Origin of the sequence: Kribbella sp. NPDC050124, from assembly GCF_044460355.1 — a bacterium.
Lineage (GTDB): Bacteria > Actinomycetota > Actinomycetes > Propionibacteriales > Kribbellaceae > Kribbella.
This window is the reverse complement of record NZ_JBITJU010000023.1, coordinates 113,721-139,613: the sequence shown is the minus strand read 5'-3', so window position 1 is coordinate 139,613 and position 25,893 is coordinate 113,721. Positions and strand designations below refer to the sequence as shown.

The window sequence follows — 25,893 nt, the reverse complement described above, 5'->3', positions numbered from 1 at the left end:
ACCCCGGTCAGCGGGCGATCGGGATCTGCAGGGTCTGGCCCGGCACGACGTCAGCCGCGGTGGCCAGGTTGTTCAGGTCGGCGATCTTCTCGACCACGATGGCGGGATCCTGGGTCGGGTTCGTCTCCTGGGCGATCGACCACAGCGACTCGCCGGGCGCGACCTGGACCGGAACGGTGTGGGTGAAATTCGGCCCCGGCTCGAGGACGCCGGTGATCCGCAACCCCAGCACCACGATGGCCGAACCGAACACGAGCACCGACAGCGCGGTGAGCAGCATCCGCCCACGCCGCGTCAACCGCAACGGCGCCTCCGCGACCGCTTGGCGCCGATCGTGGCGGCCGATCTCATCACCGGAGCAGGCACGGACTGGAAGACGCTCGGTCGTTGTGCCGGCGATCCTCGGCCGGCGGCGAGGCCGGGCGTCAGGGGCCGTCTCGGGTGACCAACGCCGGACCGGGGCCGTCGGCGCCAAGGCCGTCGCGCCGTCGGTCACCAGCGCCGCCGCGCCTGTCGCCGCTGTGCTCATCGGATCCTCCAGACCTCGTTCAGACCTCGTCCTGCGGTGTCGATCCCTGTCTACCGGCCGCCTCCGACAGTTTCCGGAGACCCGGCTGGCAACCCGGCCCGAACACCTGTTCGATCGAACGCCTGTACGAATGATTAACCGACAGGCACCCGTCACGCAACCACCTCCAACCAGGACACGCCCGGGAAATTCCCAGGGGCTCGCGCGCGCCTTATAACCGGACACACGAACAGACGTGCGAACCGACACGCCTTCGAACAGATGTTTGAAGAATCTCAGGATTCGGTCTACGGTCATGTCAGTCGAGCAAGCTCGGCCGGCGGACCGCCGGCCCGACCCGAGGAGCAACCACCGATGGCCAGGACGCCGAGCGGTTCCAGCAAGGACGACCCGACCACGGACCGAACTGTCACGGACCAGACCGTCGCGGAGCAGACCGTGACCGAGCTGCCCGACGGCCCGGCCGACGCGACCGGGCTGACCCCGCGCCAGCGCCGGGTCCTGGACGTCATCCGCGACTCCGTCGACCGCCGCGGCTACCCGCCGTCGATGCGCGAGATCGGTGAGCGGGTCGGGCTGACCAGTTCCTCCTCGGTGTCGCACCAGCTGCGCGTGCTGGAGCAGAAGGGCCTGCTCCGCCGCGACCCGAACCGCCCGCGCGCGATCGAGGTCCGCTACCCCGGCGAGGTCGACGCCGCCGCCCGCCGGTCCACGCTCGGCTCGGTGCGCCAGACGTCGTACGACGAGACCGGCGCCGGCGACGTGCACCCGGACGCGGCGTACGTGCCGGTCGTCGGCCGGATCGCCGCCGGTGGCCCGATCCTGGCCGAGCAGGAGATCGAAGAGGTCTTCCCGTTGCCCAAGGCAATGGTCGGCGAGGGCACGCTGTTCATGCTCCGGGTCAAGGGTGAGTCGATGATCGACGCGGCGATCTGCGACGGCGACTGGGTCGTGGTCCGCCAGCAGCCGACCGCGGACAACGGTGACATCGTCGCTGCCATGATCGACGGCGAGGCGACGGTGAAGACGTTCAAGAAGACCAAGACCGAGATCCTGCTGCTACCACACAACCAAGCGTTCGAACCGATCGACGGCAAGGACGCGATCATTCTCGGAAAGGTCGTAACAGTTCTGCGCCGAGTCTGACATCTCAGACGGCGAGCGAAGTCGGGCGTGTCGTGTCAGCATTGAGTCATGACTGTCTATGACTTCAGCGCACGGCGGATAGAAGGCAATGAACAGTCGCTTGCCGATTTCCGCGACCAGGTGCTCCTGGTGGTGAACACGGCGTCGCAGTGCAGCCAGACCCCGCAGTACACCGGACTTCAGAGGCTCTACAAGACGTACCGGCGTCAGGGCTTCTCGGTGCTTGGCTTCCCCTGCGACCAGTTCGGCCACCAGGAGCCTGGTGACGAGAACGAGATCGCGAACTTCTGTTCGACGATCTATCACGTCACGTTCCCGATGTTCGCCAAGATCGACGTCAACGGCTCGAAGACGCTGCCGCTGTACAACTGGCTGAAGCGTGAGCAGGGCGGTCTGCTGGGCGGGCGGATCAAGTGGAACTTCACCAAGTTCCTGATCGGGCGGGACGGCGGGGTGATCGCACGGTACGCGCCGACCCATTCCCCCGAGAAATTGGCCGACAAGATCGAGGCGGCCCTGGCGGTTCCCGCACCGTCGAGGGAAGCGAACGACTGACTCACCTCGGGCGGAATCGTGGCGGCGATTCCGCGGCAGGCAGCAGTTGACGTGAAAAAGCACCAGAGTTCCTGCCGGCATTGCCTGAAACCTTCCCGGCAATGAGACACCTGAACACCATCCGTCGCACCGGCACAGGATTTCTCACCGCATTCCGGACAATTTCCCGGCCGCCCCTGCCGGACTTTCTCCCCGCGCACACCCACATTCGCGTGCATTCGCCCGGGATGTCCAATTACTGAGACGAGAACTGCCTTCGGCGTGTCGCACGGCGGGTGCGAATCACACCGCGCCGATGGGAGCCGAGGAGACCAGTGGATCAGACCACAACGGTCTCGGCGTCGATGTCCAGGCGCAGTCCGCGCCAGACGGGGTGGCGCAGGCGCGCGTCGGCGGCCCAGCCGGAGTAGGTGATCTCGGCGACCAGGACCGGGTCCAGCCAGTGCGCGATCCGCCGGTCGGAGGTCGGGATGGTGGCCGGGTCGAACGCCGGGCGGTCGATCTCGAGCCCCGCGAGCTCGGCGCCGAGCATCTCCAGGGTGGCGAAATCGAGGCCGGACCCGACCTTGCCGATCAGGATCAGCTCACCACCGGGTTCGGCGTAGGCGCCGCAGTAGAACGAGCCGATCTTGCCGACCCGGTTGCCCTCCCCCGGATGCCAGCCGCACAGGATCACGTCGCGGGTCTTGACCGGTTTGACCTTGATCCAGTCCGCGCTGCGCCGGCCCGGCAGGTACCGCGACTTCCGCCGCTTCGCGACCACGCCTTCGAGCCCGGTCGACGCGGAGAGCTCCAGCGCCGCGTCCCCGTCGTCGTACGCCGGTGGGGTCTCCCAGAACGGGTCGCCGATGTCGAGTGAGTCGAGCAGCCCGCGCCGGTCGTCGTACGTTGCTTCTAGCAACCACTTGCCGTCGAACCGGAGCAGGTCGAACAGCCGCACCGACACCGGCACCTCGGTGATCAGGTGCCGCAGGTGCCGCGGGTCCCGGACGTGCATCCGCCGCTGCAGCAGGCCGAACGACGGTGCGCCGTTCTCGTCCAGGGTGACGATCTCCCCGTCCAGTACGGCGGGGAGCCGCAACCCCGGCGCTTCGGCCACGCCGATCAACTCCGGGTATCCGCCGGAGACGTCACGGCTGTTGCGCGACCACAACCGGCAGACTCCGGCCTCGACCTCGGCGATCACCCGGATGCCGTCCCACTTCATCTCGTACGACCAGCCGGCCCCGGACGGCATCTCTCCGACGGCCGCCATCATCGGCAGCACCGGCGGGCTGGCCACCGGACTCATGTCGACTGCAATCGCTTCAAGGCGCCGAGCACCTTCTCACGATCGGCGGTGGGCCACATCGGCGGCAAGGAGGCGCGCAGGAAGGCGCCGTACCGCTGGGTGACGATGCGGGGGTCGAGGATGGCGACCACGCCGCGGTCGGAGCTGCGACGGATCAGCCGGCCGGTCCCCTGGGCCAGCAGCAGCGCGGCGTGCGTCGCGGCGACGGCCATGAAGCCGTTCCCACCCGCTTCGTCGACGGCGCGCTGGCGAGCGGCCATCAGTGGCTCGTCCGGGCGCGGGAACGGGACCCGGTCGATGATCACCAGGTTGCAGGTCGAGCCAGGTACGTCGATGCCCTGCCACAGCGACAGCGTGCCGAACAGCGATGTCTCCGGGTCGTCGACGAACTCGCGAGCCAGCTCCCCCAGCTGCGCGTCGCCCTGGCAGAGCACCTTGAGATCGGTCGCCTCCCGGACCGCGGCCGTCGCGGCTTCGGCAGCCCGGCGGGACGAGAACAGGCCGAGCGTCCGGCCGCCGGCAGCGGTGATCAGGTCGATGATCTCGTCGAACTGCTTCTGGCCGAGCCCGTCGCGATGCGGCGGCGGCAGGTGCTTGGCGACGTACAGAATGGCCTGCTTCTCGTACTCGAAGGGGGAGCCGACGTCGAGCCCGCGCCACGGCAGCGGACCGGTCTCCGAGGTCTCCCCCAGGTCGGGCATCTCGTCGTCGTCAGCCAGCTTGTCCGCCGGCCGCAGACCGACCTGCCGGGCGATCGCGTCGAAGTCACCGCCGAGCGTGAGCGTCGCCGACGTCAGCACGGCCGTGCGGTCCTTCAGCATCAGCTCGCGCAGCAGGCCGGCCACCGTCAGCGGAGCGATCCGGAGCTCGCGGCCGAAACGGTCTCGATCGACCATCCAGACGACGTCCGCGTCGCTGAGCGCGGCCACCCGCTCGGAGACGTCGAAGATCTCCTTGACCGCGCCCTTCGACTGCCGCTTGGCGCCGTCCGGGTCGTCGTCCTTGTCGTCGGACTTCTTGTTGAGGTCGGAGTACAGCGCGCGGGCGGCGTCGCGGATCAGTCCGGCGGCCTCGAGAACGGGACCGTTCGACGCTTCGATCCGGCCCTCGCGAGTCCCGTCCAGCGCGGCTCGCAACGCGTCCGAGGCGTCGATCAGGTCGTCGGCCTTGTCGTCGTCGACGAACCGGCGGGCCCGCTTCGCGGCGCGTTCGACCATCTGCGGCGACAACTCGTCACCGGCAGCACCCGTCACCCGAGCCGGCAGTTCGTGGGCCTCGTCGACGATGACGACGTCGTGCTCGGGGAGGACGGTGCGGTTCTCGAAGGCGTCGATCGAGAGCAGCGCGTGGTTCGTGATGACGATGTCGGCCTTGCGGGCCTCGTCCTTGGCCTTCTCGGCGAAGCACTCCTCGCCGTACGGGCACTTCTGCGCGCCGAGGCACTCGCGAGCCGCGATCGCGACCTGCTGCCAGGCCTGGTACTGGTGCGAGGGCGCGTGGTCGCGGTCGCCGGCCTCGCCGTCGAGCAACTGCTGCTCGGCCCAGTCGCGCAACTCCAGCACCTGCTGGCCGATCGGCCCCGGCGGCGGGACGTCGATGAGCATGCCGTCCTCGTCCGGCGCGCCCTCCCGGATCCGGTGCAGGCAGGCGTAGTTGTTGCGGCCCTTCTGGATCGCGTACTTCGGCCGGCGCGGCAGCAGCTTCTCCGTCGCGTCGAGCAGCGCGGGGACGTCGCGGTCGACCAGCTGGGACTGCAGCGCCAGGGTCGCGGTGGACACGACGACGCGCCGGTCCTCGATCGCGTGCACGAGCGCGGGCACCAGGTAGCCCAGGGACTTCCCGGTGCCGGTGCCGGCCTGGACCAGGAGGTGGGAGCCGTCGTGCATCGAGGTGTTGACGGCCTCGGCCATCTCCACCTGGCCGGGCCGGGTCTGACCGTTGATTCCGGAGACAGCGGCTTCGAGCAGTTCGCGTACGTCAACTCCCACCGCCACACCCTAGCCCGCGGCACGGACAGATTTCCGGTCCGCCGGGCCAGGGTGTGGATAACCCGGGAGCTAGACGACGGCCCCGCGGTCCGGCTGCGCGTCCCGGTCCACCTGCGGACGCTTCGGACGCGGCGGCGGCGCCGGGTAGCGACGCTCGAGTTCCAGCAGCAGCGGGGCTGCGGTGAGGTTCGACGAGTAGGTCCCGACCAGGATGCCCAGCAGCAGCGCGAGGGCGAAGTCGGCCAGCGAGTCACCGCCCAGGAACAGCAGTGCGGTCAGGATGAACAGCGTCGAGATACCGGTGTTGATGGTTCGCGGCAGCACGTTCACGATCGCGGTGTCGATGACCGGGCCGAGGTTGTCGCTCGACCGGGCGCTTCGGGTCTCCCGGATCCGGTCGAAGACGACCACGGAGTCGTTCACCGTGTACCCGATGATGGTCAGGATCGCGGCCAGGAAGATGCCGTCGATCGGTTTGCCGGTCCAGGCGAACACCCCGACCACGACCGCGACGTTCTGCAGCAGGGCCAGTACGGCGCCCGCGCCGTACGTCCACCGGAATCGCACGGCCAGGTAGAGCAACTGCGCGAGCAGGGCGATGCCGAGGGCGATCAGGCCCTTGTTGCGCAGCTCGGTGCCGAGCGACGGGCCGATGCTCTCGTTGCGGATCAGCTCGGACCCACCGCCGATCCGGGACAGCGACTCGCGGATCTTCTCGGCCTCGTCGTCGCTGATCGTCTGCGTCCGCACGGTGATGTCGTCGGTGCCGGAGGCCTGGACCACCGCGTTCGGGTAGCCGGCCTCGGCGACCGCGGCGCGGGCCTGGTCCGGTGTGATCCGCTGCGCGGTGCTGACCTCGAGCAGCCGGCCGCCGGTGAACTCGATGCCGAGGTTGAGCCCGCGCACCACGATGCCGGCGACGGCGACTGCGATCACCGCGGCTGTGATCAGCAGCCAGCGGCGGCTGTGCTGCATGAGCGACGGACGCTTCGCTTCCAGCCAGGTCCGGATCCGGCCGTGGCCGGCGATACCGCTGATCCCCGGGCGCTTCATGACGAACTTGCGGGAGACTGCGAACTCCGCCAGGACGCGCACGACCACCAGGGCGGACAGCAACGACGCGATCACACCGATGCTCAGCGTGACGCCGAAGCCGCGGACCGGGCCGGCAGCCAGGAAGAACAGCAGGCCGGCGGCCAGCAGGGTGGTGATGTTGGAGTCGGCGATCGCGGACAGCGCGTTCTGGAAGCCGCTGCGCAGCGATCGGCGCAGGCCGTCGGTCCGGCCGGCTGTGTAGTCCTCACGGGCCCGTTCGAAGACGAGCACGTTCGCGTCGACCGCCATCCCGATGGCGAGGACGAAACCGGCCAGGCCGGGCAGTGTCAGGGTCGCGCCGAGTGCCGTCAGCGCGGCGTACGACATCCCGGAGTAGGCGATCAGGCCGAGGACGGCCAACAGGCCGACCAGGCGGTAGACCAGAATGATGAACACCGCGGTCAGCGCCAGGCCGATGATCGCGGCCATCGCGCTGGCCTGGATGGCGTCCTTGCCCAGCGACGGGCCCACCGTGCGCTGATCGATCACCTCGACCGGCAGCGGCAGCGCGCCGCCCGAGATCAGCGCGGCCAGATCCTTGGCCTCCGGTTCGGTGAAGGCACCGATGATCGTGGTGGTACCGCCGCCGATCCCGACGTTGCAGAGCTGGTTGCCGCCGTTCGGATCGACCTGCGGCGCACTGATCACCTCGTTGTCGAGCACGATCGCGATCAGCCGCTGAGGTGTGTTGACCGGCTGGCAGGCCGCCTTGCCGGTGATGTTCGCCCAGATCTTGCCGCCGTCGCCCTTGAAGTTCATCTCGACGAACCAGCCCTGGGCGGCCTGCTGCGGGTCGAGCCGGCCTTCGGCGCCACTGACCAGCTCACCGGTCATCGCCGGCTTCGCCAGTCGCAGGAAGCCCTGGCCACCGGCCTCCGGAGGCAGGTAGGTCTCCCCGGCGGCGGGCTTGGCCGGCTTCGTCGCGACCTGGTCGAGCACCTCGTGGAAGGTGAGCTGCGCGGTCTTGCCGATCACCTCGGCGGCCTCGCGCGGGTCCTGCACCCCGGGCAGCTCGACGATGATCCGGTTCTCGCCCTGCCGCGTCACGCTCGGCTCGCTGACCCCGAGGGCGTCGATGCGGCGGTGCAGCACCTGGATCGCCTTGTCGGTGTTGGTCTTGTCGGCCTTCACCGTCGGCGAGTCGTTCGCCTGCAGCACGATCTGGGTGCCGCCGCGCAGGTCGAGCCCGAGCTTGGGCTGGGCGGTCAGCACGACGTACGTCGACAGGGCCAGGACGACCAGCGCGAGCAGCGCACGGACGATGGACGACCGGTTCACAACAGCCTCCGGAGCTGGGCACCCGCCGCGCGGGTGTCATGAAAGCGAGCACACCACGGCCGGCGTGGAACGCACAGTGTACGGAGCCATTCAAGCGTATCGACGCGGCCAGGGAGTGCCATGGCATCAGGTCGCAACCGAACTGATTGACGCCTCAGGTGAGCGCGCCCTAACTTCTCAGCACCCTCGTTGCGTAGTCGCCTACGGACCGAGGGTGATCACCCCTCCGCCCCGGTGGGTGACGTTCCTTGAGGAGGAACCGTGCGTCATCGCATCAGTCTGTCCCTCGCCGCCGCCGCTCTGGCGCCGGCCCTCGCCCTGGCCACCGCCGGAACCGCCGGCGCCGCGCCCGCGCCCGAACCCCAGCGGATCGTCCCGGTCCAGCTGGCCAAGGCCGAGGCCGGTGTGACCGCGGTCAAGGACACCTATATCGTCGAGCTGAAGAAGGGCGTCCGGCTGAAGAGCGGGCTCGGCATCGCGCCGCAGCGCCAGTTCAGCACGGCGGTCAACGGGTTCAGCGCCAAGCTCAGCGCGGCCCAGGTCGCGGCCCTGCAGAAGAACCCGGACGTGGTCGCGATCTCGCAGGACGTGTACGTGCAGAACGTCCTGGACGCGACCCAGACCAACCCGCCGTCGTGGGGGATCGACCGGATCGACCAGCGCAACCTGCCGCTGTCGAAGTCGTTCACCTACAACCGCACCGGCTCCGGCGTGCACGCCTACATCATCGACTCCGGCGTCGACCCGTCACACCCGAACTTCGGCGGCCGGGCCACCTTCGACTTCAACGGCATCGACTCCAACAACACCGACTGCAACGGCCACGGCACCCATGTGGCCGGCACCATCGGCTCCGCGTCGTACGGCGTGGCCAAGAGCGTCCGCCTGCACGGCGTGAAGTGGCTGAACTGCAGCGGCGGCGGTACGGCGTCCTCGGCGATCGCCGCGGTCGACTGGGTGACCCGCAACGCGGTGAAGCCCGCAGTGGCCAACGCGTCGTGGAACTTCAGCGCCAACACCACGCTGGAGAACTCGCTGCGCGCCATGATCAACTCCGGCGTCTTCCTGGCCGCGTCGGCCGGCAACACCGGCGGCAACTCGTGTGACCGGCTGCCGCGCAAGATCGAGACCGCACTGGTCACCGCGGCGTCCACGAGCACGGACGCGCGGGCGTCGTACTCGAGCACCGGTGCCTGCGTGGACATCTACGCTCCGGGCTCGGCGATCGTGTCCACACTGCCCGGGAACACCACCGGGTCCTACAACGGCACGTCGATGGCCACGCCGCACGTAGCGGGCGTCGCGGCCCTCTACCTGCAGGGCAGCCCGTCGGCGAGCCCGGCCACGGTGAAGTCGTACATCGAGTCCAACGCCACGCCCAACGTGATCAGCGGTGGCTCCACCGGCGGCACCGTGAACCGCCTGCTCTACAGCAACGGCCTGTAGGCCACGAGAGACGCCCCCGGGGTCACTCGGGGGCGTCGATCCCGTGCTCGATCGCGTAACGGACCAGCTCGGCCCGGTTGTGGAGCTGCAGCTTGCGCAGGGTGTTCTGCACGTGGTTCTCCACCGTCCGGTGGGACAGCACGAGCCGGTCGGCGATCTGCCGGGCGGTCAGCCCCCGTGCTACGAGCCGGAGCACCTCAGTCTCCCGCTCGGTCAGCTTCGGCACCTCAGGCCCGGAGGCGTCGGTCCCGAGTCGCCGGTACTCCCCCAGCAGCAGTCCGGCCAGTCCGGCGCTGAACACGGCATCGCCTTCCGCGGTACGCCGTACTGCGTCGTCGAACTCGTCCAGCGACGCCGACTTCACCAGATACCCCGACGCCCCGTTCTTCACCGCGGCCAGTACGTCGTCCTGCTCGGCGCTGGCCGATAGGACCAAGACCCGGGTGTCCGGCAGCGCCGTGGTGATCTCCCGGGTCGCGTCGACACCGGATCCGTCGCCCAACTGCAGGTCCATGACCACGACGTCCGGCCGGGTCGCCAGCGCGATCTTCACCGCGCCTGCCACGTCCGAAGCGGTCGCGCAGACGTCGTACCCGCGACTGCCCAGGTCCCGGGCGACGCCCTCGCGCCACATCGGGTGGTCGTCGACGATCATCACGCGCGTCATGCAGTACCTACCTTCAGTTCCCACTCTGTCCCTTCGCCTGGCGCGGTCCGGACCGTGACCGAGCCGCCCAGATCGGTGATCCGGCCGCGGATCGACTGACTGACGCCCAGGTGCCCGTCGGCCAGGGCCTCCTCCAGCCGCTCGGCCGTCGTACCGGCTCCATCGTCGCGGACGGACACCAGCACCTCGCCGCCGAGGTCCTCGACCACCACCCAGGACCGGGCCTCCGGGCCGGCGTGCTTGTCCACGTTGCTGAGCGCTTCCTTGACCGCGGCAACCAGCTCTTCGGCGACCGCGGCCGGCAGCAGGACCTGCCCGGCCGGTACGACGACGTCCACCCGCGTGGTGGCCAACGGCAACAACAGGCCGCAGAGGTCGATCCGGTCGCCCTCGGCCACGGTCGGCCGGGACGACATCAAGGTGCGCAGGGCAACCTCCTGCTCGGCGGCCAGCTTGGCCAGCTCGACCGCCTCACCGCCGATCGCGGTGCCGCGGCGCTGCACCTGGGCCAGCACCTGCAGGACACCGTCGTGGATCGACCGGCTGAGCCGGAGCCGCTCGGCGGTCGCGCTCTCGGTGGCGATGGCCTCCCGGAGCCGGGCTCCCGCCTGGCGCATGGTGGACGCGGCGTACCCGACGACCAGGCCGGCGACCAGCAGGAGCTGGACGTTGCTGAGGATCTTGGACACGTTGTCGACGCCGCGCAGCGACAGCAGCGCAAGGCTCACCGTCGCGGCGCCGAGCAGTCCGCCGTCGCGGCCGCGCGAGATCGCCAGCGCGATGACCGGCCCGGCCGCCCAGACCGAGGTCAGCACCGAGGCGCCGGCCCGGATGTCCAGCAGCGGCTGCGCGAGCAACGTCAGGTACATGCAGCCGACCGTGACGAACAGGTCGGCGAACGCGAGCCTGGTGTTGCGCCGGCCCCACCGGCGGCTGTAGCCGATCGAGGAGATCACCGTCCAGATCCCCATGATCGCCAGCTGGAGCACCGCGCCGTACGGCCGGACGATCCCGTCCCAGCGGGTCCAGACGCCGAAGCAGGCGAACGCCCAGGTGATCACGCGGAAGACGACCAGCGCGCGCCACAGCGGCTGCAGCAGGTCGACCGAGTCACGCTCCACGCGGACAGTCTGCCAACCGCTACGGTCCGGGCGCCTGAGTAGTTCCCCGCGACGATGCAGGATTCCCCGCAGGTTTCCGGGTTTTTCCGTTATGTGCTTCAGGAATCGCCGGTTTTGACCTACTGTCGCGCAGAACACGCTCGGGGGAGCTCTGAACACGTCGCGTCACCAAGCGCGGCGGGTATCCATATAACTACGGAGGGGAATTGTGCGCAAGCTACCCGTCGGGCTCGTGAGCCTGGCACTGGCGGCGACTGCTGGCGTGGGTCTCGCCACAGCCGGTAACGCCGCACAGCCGTCCCAGCAGGCGGACGCCCCGCAAGTCGCGGGCGAGGCGTCCGGCCGGGACGAACTACCGAGTCCGCTCGAGGACAAGCGTCGCGAGCTGCGCCAGGAGGCCCTGACCAAGGTGCTGAACGGCCAGGCGAAGGTCGAGAAGCGCGGCGCCAGCACCGTCGTCAACCTCGGCCCCAAGGCCAAGGGCACGAAGGGCGTCACGAACGCGGCGGGCCGGGTCGACCAGTACGTCGAGCTGGGCCGCGAGAAGACCGACCGGATCTTCGTCGTCCTCGCGGAGTTCGGCAACACGCGGCACCCGAGCTACCCCGACCAGGACACCTCGACGGCGTTCCCGGGCCCGGCGACCTTCGAGGGACCGCTGCACAACGCGATCCCGGAGCCGGACCGCGCGGTCGACAACTCGACCGTCTGGCACCCCGACTACAACCGCCAGTACTTCCAGGACATGTACTTCGGCACCGGCAACTCGGTGAAGAAGTACTACGAGAAGCAGTCGTCCGGGCGCTACAGCGTCGACGGCGAGGTCACCGACTGGGTCAAGGTCCAGTACAACGAGGCCCGCTACGGCCGGTCCAACGGCTTCCCGTGCGGCGGCAACGTCTGCAACAACACCTGGGCCCTGGTCCGGGACGCGGTGAACCAGTGGGTCGCCGACCAGAAGGCGGCCGGCCGCACCACCGCGGAGATCGCCGCCGAGCTGAAGACGTTCGACCAGTGGGACCGCTACGACTTCGACGGCGACGGCAACTTCAACGAGGCCGACGGCTACATCGACCACTTCCAGATCGTGCACTCCGGCGGCGACCAGGCCGACGGCGACCCGTGGCAGGGTGAGGACGCGATCTGGTCGCACCGCTGGTACGTCGGTCTGGCCGGTGGCCCGGCCAACAACCCGGTCGGTGGCACCCAGCTCGGCGACACCGGGATGTGGGTCGGCGACTACACCATCCAGCCGGAGAACGGCGGCATCAGCGTCTTCGCGCACGAGTACGGCCACGACCTCGGTCTGCCGGACCTCTACGACACCTCCGGCCCGCCGGTCGAGAACCACGTGAACTGGTGGTCGATCATGGCGCAGAGCCGGGTCGGCAAGCCCACCGACGGCGGTATCGGCGAGCAGGCGGCCGACTTCGGCGCCTGGGAGAAGCTGCAGCTGGGGTGGCTGGACTACGAGCTCGTCGCGGCCGGCCAGAACAAGACCGTCGTGCTCGGCCCGCACGAGTACAACTCGAAGAAGGCCCAGGGCCTGGTGGTCACGCTGCCGAAGAAGGAACGGGTCAACGAGCTCGTCCCGCCGGCAGCCGGCAGCAAGTCCTGGTGGAGTGGCCGTGGTCACCTGCTGAACAACACGATGAGCCGGCAGGTCGCGATCCCGGCGGGCACCACGACGCTGAGCTTCAAGGCCAACTGGGACATCGAGGACTGCGGTACGACGGCCTGTGACTACGCCTACGTCGAGGTGAACGACGGCACCGGTTACAAGGCGATCCCCGGCAGCATCGCGAACGCCGCCGAGGGCAACGGCATCGACGGCACCAGCAACGGCTGGGTCGACGCCACCTTCGACCTGTCGGCCTACGCCGACAAGACGGTCGGCCTGCAGTTCCGCTACAGCACCGACCCGGCGGCGGGTGGCAAGGGCTTCTTCGCCGACGAGATCAAGGTGACCAACGGTTCGACCACGCTGGTCACGTCCGGTGCGGAGGCGACCCCCGAGGGCTGGACGCTGAACGGCTTCAGCTCGATGGGCGCCAGCTTCACCAGCCTGCACGACAACTTCTACCTGGCCTCGCACCTCAACTACGTGGACTACGACGCGCACCTGCAGACCGGCCCGTACAACTTCGGCTTCCTGAACACCAAGCCGGACTGGGTCGAGCACTTCCCGTACCAGGACGGTCTGCTGGTCTCCTACTGGGACACCTCGGTGGACGACAACAACACCAACGAGCACCCCGGTTCGGGCCTGATCCTGCCGATCGACTCGCACCCGGTCCCGATCAACAAGATCGACGGCACGCTGTGGCGGCCGCGGGTGAGCGGGTACGACGCTCCGTTCGGCCTGGAGAAGGCGGACTCGTTCACGCTGCACACGAACGGCCAGCCGAGCTACATCCGTGGCCAGGCCGGTGTGTCCACCTTCAACGACAGCAAGACCTACTGGTACGCGGAGCAGCCGAGTGCCGGTGTGAAGGTCCCGAACAACGGCGTCAACATCAGGGTTCTCGACCGCGACGGCACGACCATGACGGTCCGTGTCACCAAGCGCAGCTGATGCCTTGAGCAACAGAACGGCCCCGGGAGCTTCTCCCGGGGCCGTTTCCGTAGGTCCTACTGTTGGGCCGCCGCCACCTGGTACGGCGTGAGGTCGCCGGCCAGCGCCGGGTGGACCCGGGCACTGACCCGGGTGCCTTCGGCAGTGTGCTCGAGCTGGTCGACCGAGCCCTCGGAGTGAATCCGGGAGACCAGGTCGCCGCGCTCGTACGGCAGCAGCAGGTCGAGGGCCACGTCCGGCTGCGGCAGCGAGGCCTCGACCAGCGTGCGCAGCTTGTCGATGCCCTCGCCGGTGTGCGCCGACACCACCAGCGCCCGCGACTCGCGGTGCAGGATCGGAGCCAGCGCGATCGGGTCGGCCACGTCGGCCTTGTTGATCACGATGAGCTCCGGCACGTCGGACGCGCCGATCTCGGCCAGCACCTCGCGGACCGCCTGGATCTGCGCCAGCGGGTCGGGGTGCGACCCGTCGACCACGTGCAGCAGCAGGTCCGCGTCCGCGACCTCCTCCAGCGTCGAGCGGAACGCCTCGACGATGTCGTGCGGCAGGTGCCGGACGAACCCGACGGTGTCGGTGAGGGTGTAGACCCGGCCGTCGGACGTGGTGGTCCGGCGGGTGGTCGGGTCCAGGGTCGCGAACAGCGCGTTCTCGACCAGGACGCCCGCGCCGGTGATGCTGTTCAGCAGCGAGGACTTGCCCGCGTTGGTGTAGCCCGCGATCGCGACCGACGGGACGGAGTGCCGGCGGCGCTCCTGGCGCATCGTCGACCGGGTGCCCTTCATGTCCTTCAGCTCGCGGCGCAGCTTTGAGATCTTGGTGTTGATCCGGCGCCGGTCGGTCTCGATCTTGGTCTCACCGGGACCACGGCCACCGATACCGCCGCCGGCCGCGCCGACGCGTCCACCGGCCTGGCGGGACAGGTTGCCACCCCAACCACGCAGCCGTTGCTTCATGTACTGCAGCTGGGCCAGCTCGACCTGGGCCTTGCCTTCCTTGCTCTTCGCGTGCTGGGCGAAGATGTCCAGGATCAGCGCGGTCCGGTCGACCACCTTGACCTTGAGCCGGTCCTCCAGGTTGCGCAGCTGTGCGGGGGCCAGCTCGCCGTCGGCGATCACGGTGTCGGCGCCGAGCGAGGCGACCAGGTTGCGCAGGTCGACCACCTTGCCCGAACCGATGAAGGTCGCCGGGTCCGGCTTCTTGCGGCGCTGGATCACTCCGTCCAGCACCTCGGAGCCGGCGGTCTCGGCGAGCAGCTTCAGCTCGGCCAGCGAGTTCTCCGCGTCTTCGGCGCTGCCCTCCGTCCAGACGCCGACCAGCAGCACCCGCTCGAGCAGCAGCTTGCGGTACTCGACCTCGCTGATGTCGGTCAGCTCGGTCGACATGCCGACCACGCGGCGGAGCGCCTGGCGCTCCTCGAGGTCCAGGCCCTCGGTGGTCAGCTCTTGTTCGTAGTCGTCGTGACCCGTCAACGAATCGCCGGAGTCATCGCCCTGCACCAGGTCGAGTTCGACGTCGGTGGTCTCGTCGTAAAAGTTCGAATGGGTCGTCATATACCTTCCATCGTGGCACGGGCCACCAGTACAGGCGACCCGATTTCAGACGTCAACGCCCCACGCCACGACTGAATTCCCGTTCAGGCAGGCAGCCAGGCCCGATCGAACTCTCCGCGAGCGTGAATCACGGCCGGTCCGGTCATCTCGATGTGGTTGTCCGCCCGCCAGGTGACGGTTACAGAACCACCGGGTACGCCGACACGGTAAGTAACCGGGCGTTCCTGCCGGGCCTGGCGGGCCGACGCCACCGCCACCGCACACGTGCCCGTCCCGCAGGACCGGGTCTCCCCCGCGCCCCGCTCGTGGACGCGCATGTCGACGTCGTTCGGCCCTCGGCGTACGACGAACTCCACGTTCACCCCGGCCGGGAAGGCCTCCTGCGGTGACCACAGCGGCTGGTCGACCAGGTGACCGGGCTCGCTCAGGTCGTCGACGAACGCGACCGCGTGCGGGTTGCCCATGTCGACGTGCGTGGCCGGCCACTGGTGACCGTTCGCCTCGACCACGACGCCGGCCGGACCGGGCAGCACCGGCTCGCCCATGTCCACGGTGAAGCTGCCGTCGTCGTTCTGGACGACTTCCTTGATCCCGGCGCGGGTGCCGACCCGGACCGGCTTGCCGCCGGCCAGCCCGGCGTCCACCAGGTAGCGGACGAAGACCCGGATCCCGTTGCCGCACATCTCGGCGATCGAGCCGTCGGAGTTGCGGTAGTCCATGAACCAGTCGCCGCCGTCCTCGACGTACGACTGCTTGCCGCCCTCGATCACCCGTAGCACGCCGTCCGCCCCGATGCCGGCGTGCCGGTCGCAGAGGAACCGCACCAGCCCGGCGTCGAGGTCCCCGTGGATGGTGCCGTCGGGGTCGGGCAGCAGCACGAAGTCGTTCTCGGTGCCGTGCCCCTTCAGCCAGGGAAAGGTGCTCATGGGGAAGATCGTACGGTGTGCCGTATGGAGCAGATCGCCTACTTCTGGGAGCAGGACGACGCCGAGGCCGTCGCGGAGCGGCTGCACGGTGTCGTCCGGCGGGGGCGCTTCCACGGTGAGGACGACGACGAGGACCACCCGTGGATCGTCGTACTCGAGGATCCCGACCAGGCCGTGCTGGACGGCCTTCTCGCCGAGTACGACGGTTGGCTGGAAACGACGGACGAGCAGCCTGCTACCCCGACGCCTTTGCCGACAGCTCCAAAGCGCTTCAAGAAGACCTGAGCACGCGCCCCGGCCGACGTCCAGTGGGTACGCCGTCCCGCCACACCGGATCGCCCGCCACGAGGACATGCTCAATCCCGGTCGACAGCTGCCAGGGATCGTCGTACGTCGACCGGTCGGCAACGTCGGCCGGGTCGAGTACGACGAGGTCCGCCACAGCCCCCGGTCGCACCACGCCCCGGTCGTCCATGCCCAGCCGAGACGCGGGCAGCGAAGTCATTCGGCGGATTGCCTCGGGCAACGTGAGAACGCCGTGATCGCGGGTGTACCGGCCGAGGACCCGAGGGAAGGTCCCGAAGTTGCGGGGATGCGGGTGCCCGGATCCGGAGCCGGCCAGAACCCAGCCGTCACTCGCCACGCTGGTGCAGGGATGCCGCAGGACCGTCACCACGTCGTCCTCGCTCATCGCGTGATTGACCACGCTGACCGCGGCCCGATGGTGCTCGAGGATGCGGAGGACTGCCTCGGCGGCGTCCACGTCGTCGCGACGGGCGATCTCGGCGACGCTGAGGCCGCGGCTGTCCTCGTAGCGCCCGGGCGGCAGGGACGCGATCACGACGGCTTGCGGGTTGAACAGGTCGGCGGTGCGCAGGTCATTCGCGATCCGCTCGCGCTCGGTCGGGTCCTTCAGCCGGGCAAGCAAGGACGCAGTGCCACCAGCCAAGACCCAACTGGGAAGCCGGGTCGTGAGGGTCGTGCTGGACGCGGTGTACGGGTACACGTCCCAGCCGAGGTCGAGCCCGTCGGCACGCGCTTGGTCGAGCCGTTCGAGGGCGGCGGTCACCAGTCCGTGGTTGGGTGCACCGACGGCCTTGAGATGCGAGACCTCCAACCGGGCGCCGCCGGCTCGCGCAGCGGCGATCGCCTCGTCCAGCGCCTCGATCAGCTGAGCGCCTTCGTTGCGGATGTGGGTCGAGTAGAGCAGCCCGCACTCCCCCGCCGTCGCCACCAGCGCCGCGACCTCCTCAGCAGCGGCGTAGGTCCCCGGCGCGTAGATCAGTCCGGTGGAGAACCCGACGGCTCCTTGGTCCGCGGCCTCCCGCAACAGAGCCTGCATCTGCCGCAACTCGTCCGCCGAAGGTGCCCGGTCGGCACCACCCATGACTGCCAGGCGCAGCGAGCAGTGACCCACCTGCAGCCCGATGTTCACCGCCGACTCCACCCGGTCGGCGAATCCACCGGTGTCCCGCCAGGACCAGTCGTGCTCCGGGTCGAGGAACGCCGTACCTGCTTTCAAGGTCTCCAGGTCCGTGATCGGGAACGGCGACCAGCCGCAGTTTCCGGTGACCAGGGTCGTGACCCCTTGAGACAGCTGGGTGGTCGCGTCCGGCGCCGCCAGCACGGTGAAGTCCGCGTGCGAGTGCAGGTCGATGAAGCCAGGCGTCACCACGTTGCCCGTGGCATCGATCACCTCGGCGTCCGCGACCGGCGTCTCCGGTGGTACGACGTCGAGGATCCGCTCACCGTCGACCAGCACGGTCGCGGGTACGGCGTCGGTCCCGGTGCCGTCCAGGACGTGGCCGCCGGTGATCGCGATCAAGCCTTCACCTCGAGTGTCGCCACCGTGTGCGCGGCGATCAGTTCGGTGTCGACGTCGTGGCCGAGACCAGTTGCCGTCGGCACCTGTACGACGCCCTGCCTGGCGACCACCGGTGGCGCGATCACGTCCTGCGCGTAGTACTTGTCCGAGGCGGACACGTCCGACGGAAGGCTGAAACCGGGCAGGCTCGAGATCGCGACGTTGGCGGCGCGGCCGACGCCGAACTCGTGCATGCCACCGCACCAGACCGGTACACCGGCCCGCTGCGCGCGGTCGTGCGCGGCGCGAGCGGCGGTGAGACCGCCCATCCGCGACACCTTGATGTTCAGCACCCGCACGGCTTCCAGCGCCAGCGCGGTCTCCAAGTCGGCAAGTGTCTCCACGCTTTCGTCCAGGCAGATCGGCGTCACCAGATGCCGCTGCAGGCGGGCGTGGGCGAGCAGGTCGCGGGGCGCGAACGGCTGCTCGATCATGGTCAGCTCGTACTCGTCGAGTGCGCGCAGGGCGGCCAGGTGCTCGACCGACTCGGTGTAGATGCCGTTGGCGTCGACATGCAGGTCCAGGTCGGGGAAGTCGGCCCGGACTGCGCGGACCGGTTCGACATCCCACCCCGGTGCGATCTTCAGCTTGATCCGTGGGTAGCCGGCCGCGACCTGACGCCGTACCTCGGTCAGGAGATCGGCGATGGTCGGCTCGATGCCCAGCGAGACCCCGGCCGTGACCTCGGTGCGCGTGCCGCCGAGGGCTTGTGCGAGCGGCACGCCCTGCGCGGCGGACCACAGCACCCAGGCAGCCACGTCTACACCAGCCTTGGCGAACTGGTTGCCGCGGACCTTGGCCCACAGCTGTGGCACGTCCTCCGGCCGCTCCCACGACTTCCCGAGCACGGCCGGGAGCAGGTAGTGCTCGGCCAGGTGCCAGCAGGTCTCGACGGTCTCCGGCGCGTAGTACGGATCGGACGACGACGCGATCTCGCCCCAGCCGACCGCGCCCGAGCCGTCGATCAGCTCGATCAGGATGTGGTCGAGCATCGTCTTGCGGTGCGAGCTGGTGCGGAACGCGTGCACCAGCGGCAACCGGACCCGGTGCAGCCGGGCCGCGGTGACGGTCAGCTCAGTTGACATACAGTCCCAACTCCGTGTTCAGCCGGTCGCGCTCGCCGAGCCGCCGGCGGGCGCCCTTCGCGCTGGCCGTGGTCAGGGTCGCCAGCACGTGCAGCACGGACGCGACGACTGTCGGGGAGTCGACGTACGACGCGCTGCCGGTCGCAACGTAGATGCACTGGTCCGCGATCTTCGCCAGCGGCGCGTCCTCGAAGTCGGTGACAGCGACGAGCTCGCCACCGGCCTCGACGAAGGCGCGGGCCAGTTCCACTGTGTCGCGGCGGTAGCGACGCAGCGAGAACGCCACCATCAGGTCGCTGGACCGGACATCGGACAGTACGTCGATACCGCGCACGACGGTCCCGTCGATCAGCGTCACCTGGGACAGGCCGGCGCTGAGGTCGAAGGCGAGCAGCGATGCGTAGGAGAACGACTTCGCCGAGCCCGCGATGAAGCGCCGGCGGGCCGCGACGATCCGGGCCGCGGCCTGCGCGATCGCATCGTCGGCCAGGATCTGGTCCAGGGCCGCCTCGATCGACGCCCGCTCCTGCTCGACCACCCGGCGCTGCAGCAGCGTCGACGACCGGCGTTGCAAGCGGGCGTCGTACCGCTCGTGGGGACTGGCCAACACGCGGTTGCGCGCCTCGTCAGCTCCGGCCATCGTGCACCGCCCCGAAGAGGTAGACAGCGGTCCCGCTCGGCAGCCGGCGGCAGGAGTCGGCCGCCAGCCCCTTACCGAGCAAGTCGAGGAAACCCTGGCGGACCCGGTCGGCGATCTCCGGCGTCACCGCTTCCGGATCGGACGGCAAGGCCAGCCATGGGCGGTCCCCAGCGCCGCCCAGGACTCCCCAGTCCGCCTCGGTCAGCTCCAGGTCGAGGTTGTCCTGAGCGCGTGGCTGCGCATGCAGGTCCCACTCGATGACGACCCGGTCGCCGCCCGGCCCGTACATGTCCGGCGCGTACCACCGACCACGCGCGCCGAGCACGTCGAGGTTGAAGTGACCGTTGCGGATCTGGAACGGATCGTAGGTCCAGCGCATCCGGGTCATGCCGTGGCTCAGCGCGACCTCGCGCTGCGCGTGCTTGAGCAGGCGACCGAGGCCGTGACCCTGCTGGTCCGCGGCGACCACGGCCGACTGCGAGTAGTGGTAGAAGCCGCGCCGGTCGGTGCCGCAGAACCCGTACGCGAAGGCGACCAGGCGATCGTCCTCGTCGAGGACGCCGACGACCGAACCGCCGTTGCTGACCAGGGCGCCGAGGAGTCGCGGGTTCAGCGCGTACTCCGGGTCCTGGTAGCCGAAGACCGCGCGGTACAGCGCGGCCGCCTCCGCGAACCGCTCGGCGGTGGTGAGCGTGACGGGCCGGAACGCCACTACGAGCTCCTCAAAGATACGAAACGGATCTTATTGACTTCCTGAGTAAATCCCTCACGGACAGAGGGAGTCAATCGGTGACCGAATGATGATACGTTGACTATCCATGAGGATGATCGACCGTCTGCGCGAGTACGTCGAGCATGAGACACCGACCGGGGCGACCGACGCCCTGAACGCGTTCGCCGACCGCCTGCTGCACCGGTACGGCGACCTCGGCGGCACCGCCCGGCGAGTACCGGCAGTGACCGGCGACCACGTCGTCGCCGACTTCCCCGGCCGCGGTCCACGCTCCGGTGACGCACCGCTGTTGTTCCTCGGGCACCACGACACGGTCTGGCCGATCGGCCGGCTGGAGCAGATGCCCTGGCACGAGCAGGACGGCGTGATCCACGGGCCCGGCGTGTTCGACATGAAGGGCGGTCTCGTTGTCCTGGAGACCGCGCTCGAACAGGTGGCCGGCCACGACCACCGCCCGGTCCGGGTGATCGTGACCGCCGACGAGGAGGTCGGTTCACCGTCGGCCCGTGACCTCGTCACCGCCGAGTCCGCCGGCGTGGTCGCGGCACTCGGCCTCGAACCGCCGCATCCCAACGGCGACGTGAAGACGTCCCGCCGCGGCAGCAGCCGGGTCCGGATCGAGGTCACCGGCCGGGAAGCGCACGCGGCCCTCGACCCAGGCCGCGGTGTCTCGGCGATCGACGAGCTCGTCGACCAGTTGATCGTCGTCCGTGCCCTGGTCGCCCGGTACGGCGACGTGCTGTGCAACGTCGGCACGATCACGGGCGGTGGCCGGACGAACGTCGTACCAGGTCAGGCTGCGGCCGAGCTCGGGTTCCGGTTCGTCGATCCGGAGACCGAGCGTGCGGTCCTCGATGCCGTGACCGGACTCCAGCCAGTACGGCGGGACGCCGTACTGACAGTGTCCGTGCTGTCGAACCGGCCGGCCTGGCAGCCGTCGGACGCGGTGGACGAGTTGCTCGCCAAGGTCGCCGAAGCCGGACGATCGGTTGGTCAGGAGATCGGTGGCAAGGCGGCGTCGGGTGCGGCCGACACCAACCTGACCGGGTGGCTGGGGGTGCCGACGCTGGACGGCTTCGGCCCGCGCGGGAAGGGCGCCCACGCGAGCCACGAGCAGGTGATCGCGGCGAGCCTGGCCGAACGGGCCGACCTGGTCGCCGCGATCATCAGGACGATCTAGCCCGGGTAGATCTCCTTCACCGTGCCGGCCGAGCCGCCGCCCCGACGGGTCGGCTCGGCCGCCGCCAGAATCGCTCCGCCCGGCAGGAACTCCAGCGCCGCGACCGCGCCGATCTCCGCAGCGGAGGTGAACGCGTCGCCGGACGGAACCAGGACGTGACCGTACGGCTTGAGCGCCGCGTCGTACGCGGTGATGAACGGCGGCTCTGCCGTGACGTTGGCGGTGTTGCGCTGGGAGGCGCGCGGCGCGGCGACGGCCTCAGGCAGTGTCATGCCGCGGTCGAGCCGGTTCGTCAGCGTCTGCAGAACGGTCGTGATGATGGTCGACCCACCCGGGGAACCGAGCGCCAGGAACGGCTTGCCGCCGCGCAGCACGATCGTCGGCGACATCGACGACCGCGGCCGCTTGCCGGCCTCGATGCGGTTCGGGTCGTTGACGTTGGGTACGGCGGAGAAATCGGTCAGCTCGTTGTTCAGCAGGAAGCCCCGGCCCGGGACCGTGATGCCGCTGCCGCCGGTCTGCTCGATCGTCAGCGTGTAGGAGACGACGTTGCCCCACTTGTCCGCGGCGACCAGGTGCGTCGTCGACAGTCCCTCGGTGTCCGGCCGGTCGGTGACGGTGGTTGCCGGCGCACAGGGCTGGTAGTCGCCGTCGGGCGAGCCGGCCGCAAGCGGCTTGACGGCTGCCTTGTCCGGGTCGATCAGGCAGGACCGCTCGGCGCCGAAGCCAGGGGACAGCAGCTCCTTGGTCGGTACGTCGACGTACGCCGGGTCACCGACGTACGCGCCACGGTCCGCGAACGCCAGAGCGGTCGCCTCGAGGTAGGTGTGCAGCGCCTGCGGAGTGCTGAGCTGGTTCAGGTGCTGCGGCGTGAGGATGTTGAGCGCCTCGCCGACCGTTGTGCCACCGGAGGACGACGGCGCCATCCCGTAGACGTCCAGACCGTCGTACCGGACCTTGGTCGGGGCCCGGTCGATGGTGTCGTATGCGGCCAGATCCGCGGTCGTGAGCTTGCCGGGGAAGACCGGCAGGGTCGCGTTCGCGGTCTTCGGTGGGTTCTGCGCGGTCGCCGCCATCTCCGTCGCGAGCGGCCCGTTGTAGAACACGGACGGGCCCTGCTTGCCGATCAGCCGGTAGGTGTCGGCGAGCTCTGGGTTCTTGAACACCGAGCCGACGACCGGCGCGTCGCCGTTCGGCAGGAACAGCTCGGCCGTCGGCACGATCTGCGCGAACCGGGCCTTGTTGTCGAGCGTCTGGCCGCGGAACGTCGCGTCCACCACGAACCCGCGGTCGGCCAGGTCCGCGGCCGGCTTCAGGGCCTTGCGCAGCGACAGCGAGCCCCACTGCATCAGCGCCGAGTCCCACGTCGCCAGCGTTCCGGGTACGCCGACCGACAGGCCGGAGGTCACCAGTTGCGCGAAGGGGTACGGCTGGCCGGTCGCCGGGTCGACGAACGAGTCGATCTTCATCCCCGCCGGCGCGGTCTCGCGGCCGTCGATCGTGGAGACCTTGCGGTTCTTGGCGTTGTAGAAGACGAAGTACCCGCCACCGCCGATGCCCGCGGAGTACGGCTCGGTCACGCCGAGCGCGGCTGCGGTGGCCACGGCGGCGTCGACCGCGTTGCCGCCACGGCGCAGGACGTCCAAGCCGACCTTGGTCGCCTCGGGGTCGACCGAGGACACGGCTCCGCCGAACCCGATCGAGGTCGGCGTCTTCACCGGCGGCTGCGGTGGTCGAGCGGCCGCCGTACCGGCGGTCAGGACGGACAGGACAAGCGCACCAGCAGACAGGGCTGCGACCAGCTTCTTCGGTGTCACCGGATACTCCCGCGGGCTCGACGTACTAGGGACAAGCCCTTGCCTATCCCGAACGCGACGGTTGTGCCAGTTCTGGCGCGGCTAGTTGTTCCGGCGTGTCTAGTTCACGGTGCAGGAGGCGAGGAAGCGTTGCAGGCTCTCGTCGTTCCAGGTTGCGTTGCCGGCCGGGAGCTCGACCAGCAGCCAGCGGTCGGCGAGCTTCACCTGACCGGCGAGGCGGCCGTTCAGCGTGCCGATGTGAAAGGTCTTGCCGTCCGCGTCGACGACCCGGACGTCGGTCAGACTGCGCGCCTGCGACGCCGCCTGCAGCACCACCTTGGTGGCGACGTCGGTGGTCCGCACCGTGGTCCCGGACAGCACCACGCGATTCGGTGGGATCGGGGTCTCCGGGGTCCAGCCCTTCGGGGTGAGCGTGCAGCCGATTGTGTTCCACGGTTGCTGGTTGGCGACCAGCTCGACCATCGGGCCGGCGTACGTCGAGATCGACTCCTCCCCCTCGGCGATCATCGGCGACGGGGTCGCGGCCTCGCTCGCGGTCGCGGTCTTCTCGGTCTCGCCGGTCGCGACCTCGGCACTGCCGTTGTTCCACCACTTCACCTGGTTGCCGATCGCGAGCACGGCAGCCGACACCGCGGCGACGCACAGGACACCGGTCACCCGGCGGCGCCGCTTGATCCGGCGCAGCGCGCGCCGGCCGCGGGCGACATCCGCGTCGATGTCGGCAGGCGGGAGCCCGTCCGCCGCATCATCGGCGAACCCCTCCAGCATCTTCCTTACGTCATCCACCTCTAGCTACTCCCCGTCGCCGGATCCGACTCTTCACTCATCAGATCCTTCAGTCTCTTCAACGCCTTCGCCGTCTGGCTTTTCACCGTGCCCTCGGTGCAGTCCAGGATCCGCGCGCAACTGGCCACGTCGAGATCCTGGAAGTACCGCAGTACCAGGACCGCGCGCTGCCGCGGCGCGAGCTCCAGCAGCGCACGCCGTACCGCGACCGTGTCCACCGGGTCCACCTCGTCGGTGAGCCGCGGCTCGAACGTCTCCGCCGTCACCAGCTCCGGGTGCCGCCCGGCCCGGCGGCGCTCGTCCAGGAACGCGTTGACCAGGATGCGGTGCGCATACGGCCCGGCGCCCTCGTGGCGGATCCGGTGCCAGTGCACGTACACCCGGGTACAGGCGGTCTGGACCAGGTCCTCCGCGGTGTGCACGTCACCCGCGGTGAGCAGCAGTGCCGTCCTCATCAGTCGGGTTCGGTCCGCGAGCAGGTACTCGCGGAACTCCGCCTCACGGTCACCCCCTCGCATGCCCTGTGCTTTCTTGCACCCCGACTACGCCGCCGATCCCCCGTCGGTTGCCTTCGGCTATCACTCTTTGTGCCTTCTCCACCAGATCGGGGTCGTCGTACTGCAGCCAAGTGATGCGTTGGTCCTTACGGAACCACGAGTCCTGCCGCCGCGCGAACCGGCGCGTGGCCTGCGCGGTCCGCTCCCGGGCCTCGGGTTCACTGATCTCACCGTCGAGCAACGCGATCACCTGCGAGTAGCCGAGGGCCCGGTTGGCCGTCCTGCCTTCAAGCAAACCCTTGTTCAGCAGATCTCGCACCTCGTCCACGAATCCCGCGTCGAACATCCGGTCCACCCGACGTCCGATCCGCTCGTCCAGCACCGGCCTCGGTACGTCGAGACCGAGCTGCACCGCGCCCGGATAGACGTAGCGGTGCTCCGGCAGCGTGGCGACGTACGGACCGCCGGTGATCTCGATGACCTCCAGCGCCCGGACGATCCGCCGCCCGTTGCTCGGCAGGATCTGTTGCGCTGCCGCCGCGTCGACTTGGGCGAGCTTGTGGTGCAGCGCCCCGGAGCCGATCTTCTCGAGCTCCTTCTCCAGCCGCTCCCGGACCTCGGTGTCGGTGCCCGGGAAGACGAAGTCGTCCAGGATCGCCCGCACGTACAGCGCCGACCCGCCGGCCAGGACCGGCACCGTCTGACGGCTGATGCAGTCGTCGATCGCTTCCCGGGCCAGTTGCTGGAACTCGGCGACGGTCGCGGTCTCGGTCACGTCCAGGATGTCCAGCAGGTGGTGCGGTACGCCGTCGCGCTCCGCCGTACTGATCTTCGCCGTACCGATGTCCATCCCGCGGTAGACCTGCATCGCGTCGGCGTTCACCACCTCGCCGCGCAGGTTTTTGCCCAGGTCGTTGCTCAGGTTTTTGCCCAGGTCGTTGCTCAGGTTTTTGCACAGGGCAACGGACAGGTCGGACTTGCCGGCCGCGGTGGGGCCGACGACCGCGACGACGAGTGGTTCGGCCATCACTCCAGTCTGGCAGTACCCCGGTGAAGACTGGGCCAAGAGGGTGCCCCCGGTCTTGTGGATGACCCGGGATCTTGGATAGGAACGCTCCTGATCG

Annotated in this window: 22 protein-coding genes; 6 read left to right on the top strand and 16 right to left on the bottom strand. The window is 69.3% G+C overall.

What is annotated here, in order from left to right:
* Nucleotides 1-7: 7 nt before the first annotated feature.
* Nucleotides 8-529, bottom strand: coding sequence for a LysM peptidoglycan-binding domain-containing protein (locus tag ACIBL3_RS37140; RefSeq protein WP_396358588.1), 522 nt, complete (start codon nt 527-529; stop codon nt 8-10).
* 354 nt (nt 530-883) lie between these two features.
* On the opposite strand from ACIBL3_RS37140, the gene lexA reads away from it, so the two are divergent.
* Nucleotides 884-1,675 (top strand): transcriptional repressor LexA, encoded by a 792-nt coding sequence (lexA, locus tag ACIBL3_RS37135; protein ID WP_396358587.1) that lies wholly within the window; start codon nt 884-886, stop codon nt 1,673-1,675.
* A gap of 48 nt (nt 1,676-1,723) precedes the next feature.
* A complete protein-coding gene (locus tag ACIBL3_RS37130; protein ID WP_396358586.1) occupies nt 1,724-2,230 on the top strand; it encodes a glutathione peroxidase in 507 nt (168 codons plus the stop codon).
* A 319-nt stretch (nt 2,231-2,549) separates the two neighbouring features.
* Here ACIBL3_RS37130 and ligD read toward each other — a convergent pair whose 3' ends face one another.
* The 3 genes from ligD to secD form a co-directional block, all read right to left on the bottom strand.
* On the bottom strand, nt 2,550-3,521 hold the full coding sequence (gene ligD, locus ACIBL3_RS37125) for a non-homologous end-joining DNA ligase (protein ID WP_396358585.1): 972 nt from the start codon (nt 3,519-3,521) through the stop codon (nt 2,550-2,552).
* Nucleotides 3,518-5,515: an ATP-dependent DNA helicase gene (locus tag ACIBL3_RS37120; protein WP_396358584.1), complete on the bottom strand. Its 1,998-nt coding sequence runs from the start codon at nt 5,513-5,515 to the stop codon at nt 3,518-3,520. Before ACIBL3_RS37120 ends, ligD begins: the two co-directional genes overlap by 4 nt.
* A 63-nt stretch (nt 5,516-5,578) precedes the next feature.
* The gene (gene secD / locus ACIBL3_RS37115) at nt 5,579-7,882 is read right to left on the bottom strand and encodes a protein translocase subunit SecD (RefSeq protein WP_396358583.1); all 2,304 of its coding nucleotides are present in this window, start codon (nt 7,880-7,882) and stop codon (nt 5,579-5,581) included.
* A gap of 261 nt (nt 7,883-8,143) precedes the next feature.
* On the opposite strand from secD, the gene ACIBL3_RS37110 reads away from it, so the two are divergent.
* Nucleotides 8,144-9,328 carry a S8 family peptidase gene (locus tag ACIBL3_RS37110; RefSeq protein ID WP_396358582.1) on the top strand — a complete coding sequence of 395 codons (1,185 nt, stop codon included), beginning with the start codon at nt 8,144-8,146 and terminating at the stop codon, nt 9,326-9,328.
* 22 nt (nt 9,329-9,350) lie between these two features.
* On the opposite strand, the gene ACIBL3_RS37105 is transcribed toward ACIBL3_RS37110, so the two are convergent.
* Together ACIBL3_RS37105 and macS are read right to left on the bottom strand one after the other, a co-directional pair.
* Complete coding sequence (locus tag ACIBL3_RS37105) at nt 9,351-9,995, bottom strand: response regulator (protein ID WP_396358581.1); 645 nt, start codon at nt 9,993-9,995, stop codon at nt 9,351-9,353.
* Nucleotides 9,992-11,116, bottom strand: coding sequence for a MacS family sensor histidine kinase (gene macS, locus ACIBL3_RS37100; protein WP_396358580.1), 1,125 nt, complete (start codon nt 11,114-11,116; stop codon nt 9,992-9,994). The genes ACIBL3_RS37105 and macS overlap by 4 nt, the downstream gene beginning before the upstream one ends.
* Before the next feature lie 208 nt (nt 11,117-11,324).
* Between macS and ACIBL3_RS37095 the strand changes: the two genes are divergently transcribed.
* Nucleotides 11,325-13,691, top strand: coding sequence for an immune inhibitor A domain-containing protein (locus ACIBL3_RS37095; RefSeq protein WP_396358578.1), 2,367 nt, complete (start codon nt 11,325-11,327; stop codon nt 13,689-13,691).
* 56 nt (nt 13,692-13,747) lie between these two features.
* Here the strand turns inward: ACIBL3_RS37095 and hflX are convergent, their stop codons facing one another.
* Both hflX and dapF read right to left on the bottom strand, forming a co-directional pair.
* Entirely contained in the window at nt 13,748-15,241 is a 1,494-nt protein-coding gene (hflX, locus tag ACIBL3_RS37090) for a GTPase HflX (protein ID WP_396358577.1), read from the bottom strand.
* Nucleotides 15,242-15,324: 83 nt separating this feature from the next.
* On the bottom strand, nt 15,325-16,167 hold the full coding sequence (gene dapF / locus ACIBL3_RS37085) for a diaminopimelate epimerase (protein WP_396358576.1): 843 nt from the start codon (nt 16,165-16,167) through the stop codon (nt 15,325-15,327).
* A 24-nt stretch (nt 16,168-16,191) separates the two neighbouring features.
* Between dapF and ACIBL3_RS37080 the strand changes: the two genes are divergently transcribed.
* Complete coding sequence (locus tag ACIBL3_RS37080; protein WP_396358575.1) at nt 16,192-16,452, top strand: hypothetical protein; 261 nt, start codon at nt 16,192-16,194, stop codon at nt 16,450-16,452.
* Here ACIBL3_RS37080 and ACIBL3_RS37075 read toward each other — a convergent pair.
* From ACIBL3_RS37075 to ACIBL3_RS37060, 4 genes are read right to left on the bottom strand one after another with little or no spacing between them, the layout of a single operon-like run.
* Nucleotides 16,439-17,992: an amidohydrolase family protein gene (locus tag ACIBL3_RS37075; protein WP_396358574.1), complete on the bottom strand. Its 1,554-nt coding sequence runs from the start codon at nt 17,990-17,992 to the stop codon at nt 16,439-16,441. The two genes, ACIBL3_RS37080 and ACIBL3_RS37075, sit on opposite strands and share 14 nt — an antisense overlap.
* The gene (gene menC, locus ACIBL3_RS37070; protein ID WP_396358573.1) at nt 17,989-19,116 is read right to left on the bottom strand and encodes an o-succinylbenzoate synthase; all 1,128 of its coding nucleotides are present in this window, start codon (nt 19,114-19,116) and stop codon (nt 17,989-17,991) included. The genes ACIBL3_RS37075 and menC overlap by 4 nt, the downstream gene beginning before the upstream one ends.
* Complete coding sequence (locus ACIBL3_RS37065) at nt 19,106-19,756, bottom strand: MurR/RpiR family transcriptional regulator (protein ID WP_396358572.1); 651 nt, start codon at nt 19,754-19,756, stop codon at nt 19,106-19,108. Before ACIBL3_RS37065 ends, menC begins: the two co-directional genes overlap by 11 nt.
* Nucleotides 19,743-20,468: a GNAT family N-acetyltransferase gene (locus ACIBL3_RS37060; RefSeq protein ID WP_396358571.1), complete on the bottom strand. Its 726-nt coding sequence runs from the start codon at nt 20,466-20,468 to the stop codon at nt 19,743-19,745. Before ACIBL3_RS37060 ends, ACIBL3_RS37065 begins: the two co-directional genes overlap by 14 nt.
* 106 nt (nt 20,469-20,574) lie before the next feature.
* On the opposite strand from ACIBL3_RS37060, the gene ACIBL3_RS37055 reads away from it, so the two are divergent.
* On the top strand, nt 20,575-21,669 hold the full coding sequence (locus tag ACIBL3_RS37055) for a M20/M25/M40 family metallo-hydrolase (protein WP_396358570.1): 1,095 nt from the start codon (nt 20,575-20,577) through the stop codon (nt 21,667-21,669).
* Here the strand turns inward: ACIBL3_RS37055 and ggt are convergent.
* From ggt to miaA, 4 genes are all read right to left on the bottom strand, one after another.
* Nucleotides 21,666-23,486, bottom strand: a complete 1,821-nt coding sequence (gene ggt / locus ACIBL3_RS37050) for a gamma-glutamyltransferase (RefSeq protein WP_396358568.1) — start codon at nt 23,484-23,486, stop codon at nt 21,666-21,668. The two genes, ACIBL3_RS37055 and ggt, sit on opposite strands and share 4 nt — an antisense overlap.
* A gap of 99 nt (nt 23,487-23,585) precedes the next feature.
* A complete protein-coding gene (locus ACIBL3_RS37045) occupies nt 23,586-24,272 on the bottom strand; it encodes a hypothetical protein (protein WP_396358567.1) in 687 nt (228 codons plus the stop codon).
* 2 nt (nt 24,273-24,274) lie between these two features.
* Nucleotides 24,275-24,790 (bottom strand): SigE family RNA polymerase sigma factor, encoded by a 516-nt coding sequence (locus tag ACIBL3_RS37040; protein WP_396358566.1) that lies wholly within the window; start codon nt 24,788-24,790, stop codon nt 24,275-24,277.
* Nucleotides 24,777-25,796, bottom strand: coding sequence for a tRNA (adenosine(37)-N6)-dimethylallyltransferase MiaA (gene miaA, locus ACIBL3_RS37035; protein ID WP_396358565.1), 1,020 nt, complete (start codon nt 25,794-25,796; stop codon nt 24,777-24,779). Before miaA ends, ACIBL3_RS37040 begins: the two co-directional genes overlap by 14 nt.
* Nucleotides 25,797-25,893: the final 97 nt, after the last annotated feature.

Excerpts from the sequence above, each read along its gene's own strand:
- dapF (WP_396358576.1), bottom strand. The coding sequence starts at position 16,167 with ATGAGCACCTTTCCCTGGCTGAAGGGGCACGGCACCGAGAACGACTTC.
- ACIBL3_RS37065 (WP_396358572.1), bottom strand. The coding sequence starts at position 19,756 with ATGGCCGGAGCTGACGAGGCGCGCAACCGCGTGTTGGCCAGTCCCCAC.
- ACIBL3_RS37105 (WP_396358581.1), bottom strand. The coding sequence starts at position 9,995 with ATGACGCGCGTGATGATCGTCGACGACCACCCGATGTGGCGCGAGGGC.
- miaA (WP_396358565.1), bottom strand. The coding sequence starts at position 25,796 with ATGGCCGAACCACTCGTCGTCGCGGTCGTCGGCCCCACCGCGGCCGGC.
- ACIBL3_RS37080 (WP_396358575.1), top strand. The coding sequence starts at position 16,192 with ATGGAGCAGATCGCCTACTTCTGGGAGCAGGACGACGCCGAGGCCGTC.
- ligD (WP_396358585.1), bottom strand. The coding sequence starts at position 3,521 with ATGAGTCCGGTGGCCAGCCCGCCGGTGCTGCCGATGATGGCGGCCGTC.
- ACIBL3_RS37140 (WP_396358588.1), bottom strand. The coding sequence starts at position 529 with ATGAGCACAGCGGCGACAGGCGCGGCGGCGCTGGTGACCGACGGCGCG.
- ACIBL3_RS37130 (WP_396358586.1), top strand. The coding sequence starts at position 1,724 with ATGACTGTCTATGACTTCAGCGCACGGCGGATAGAAGGCAATGAACAG.
- ACIBL3_RS37055 (WP_396358570.1), top strand. The coding sequence starts at position 20,575 with ATGAGGATGATCGACCGTCTGCGCGAGTACGTCGAGCATGAGACACCG.
- menC (WP_396358573.1), bottom strand. The coding sequence starts at position 19,116 with ATGTCAACTGAGCTGACCGTCACCGCGGCCCGGCTGCACCGGGTCCGG.
- ACIBL3_RS37040 (WP_396358566.1), bottom strand. The coding sequence starts at position 24,790 with ATGCGAGGGGGTGACCGTGAGGCGGAGTTCCGCGAGTACCTGCTCGCG.
- hflX (WP_396358577.1), bottom strand. The coding sequence starts at position 15,241 with ATGACGACCCATTCGAACTTTTACGACGAGACCACCGACGTCGAACTC.
- lexA (WP_396358587.1), top strand. The coding sequence starts at position 884 with ATGGCCAGGACGCCGAGCGGTTCCAGCAAGGACGACCCGACCACGGAC.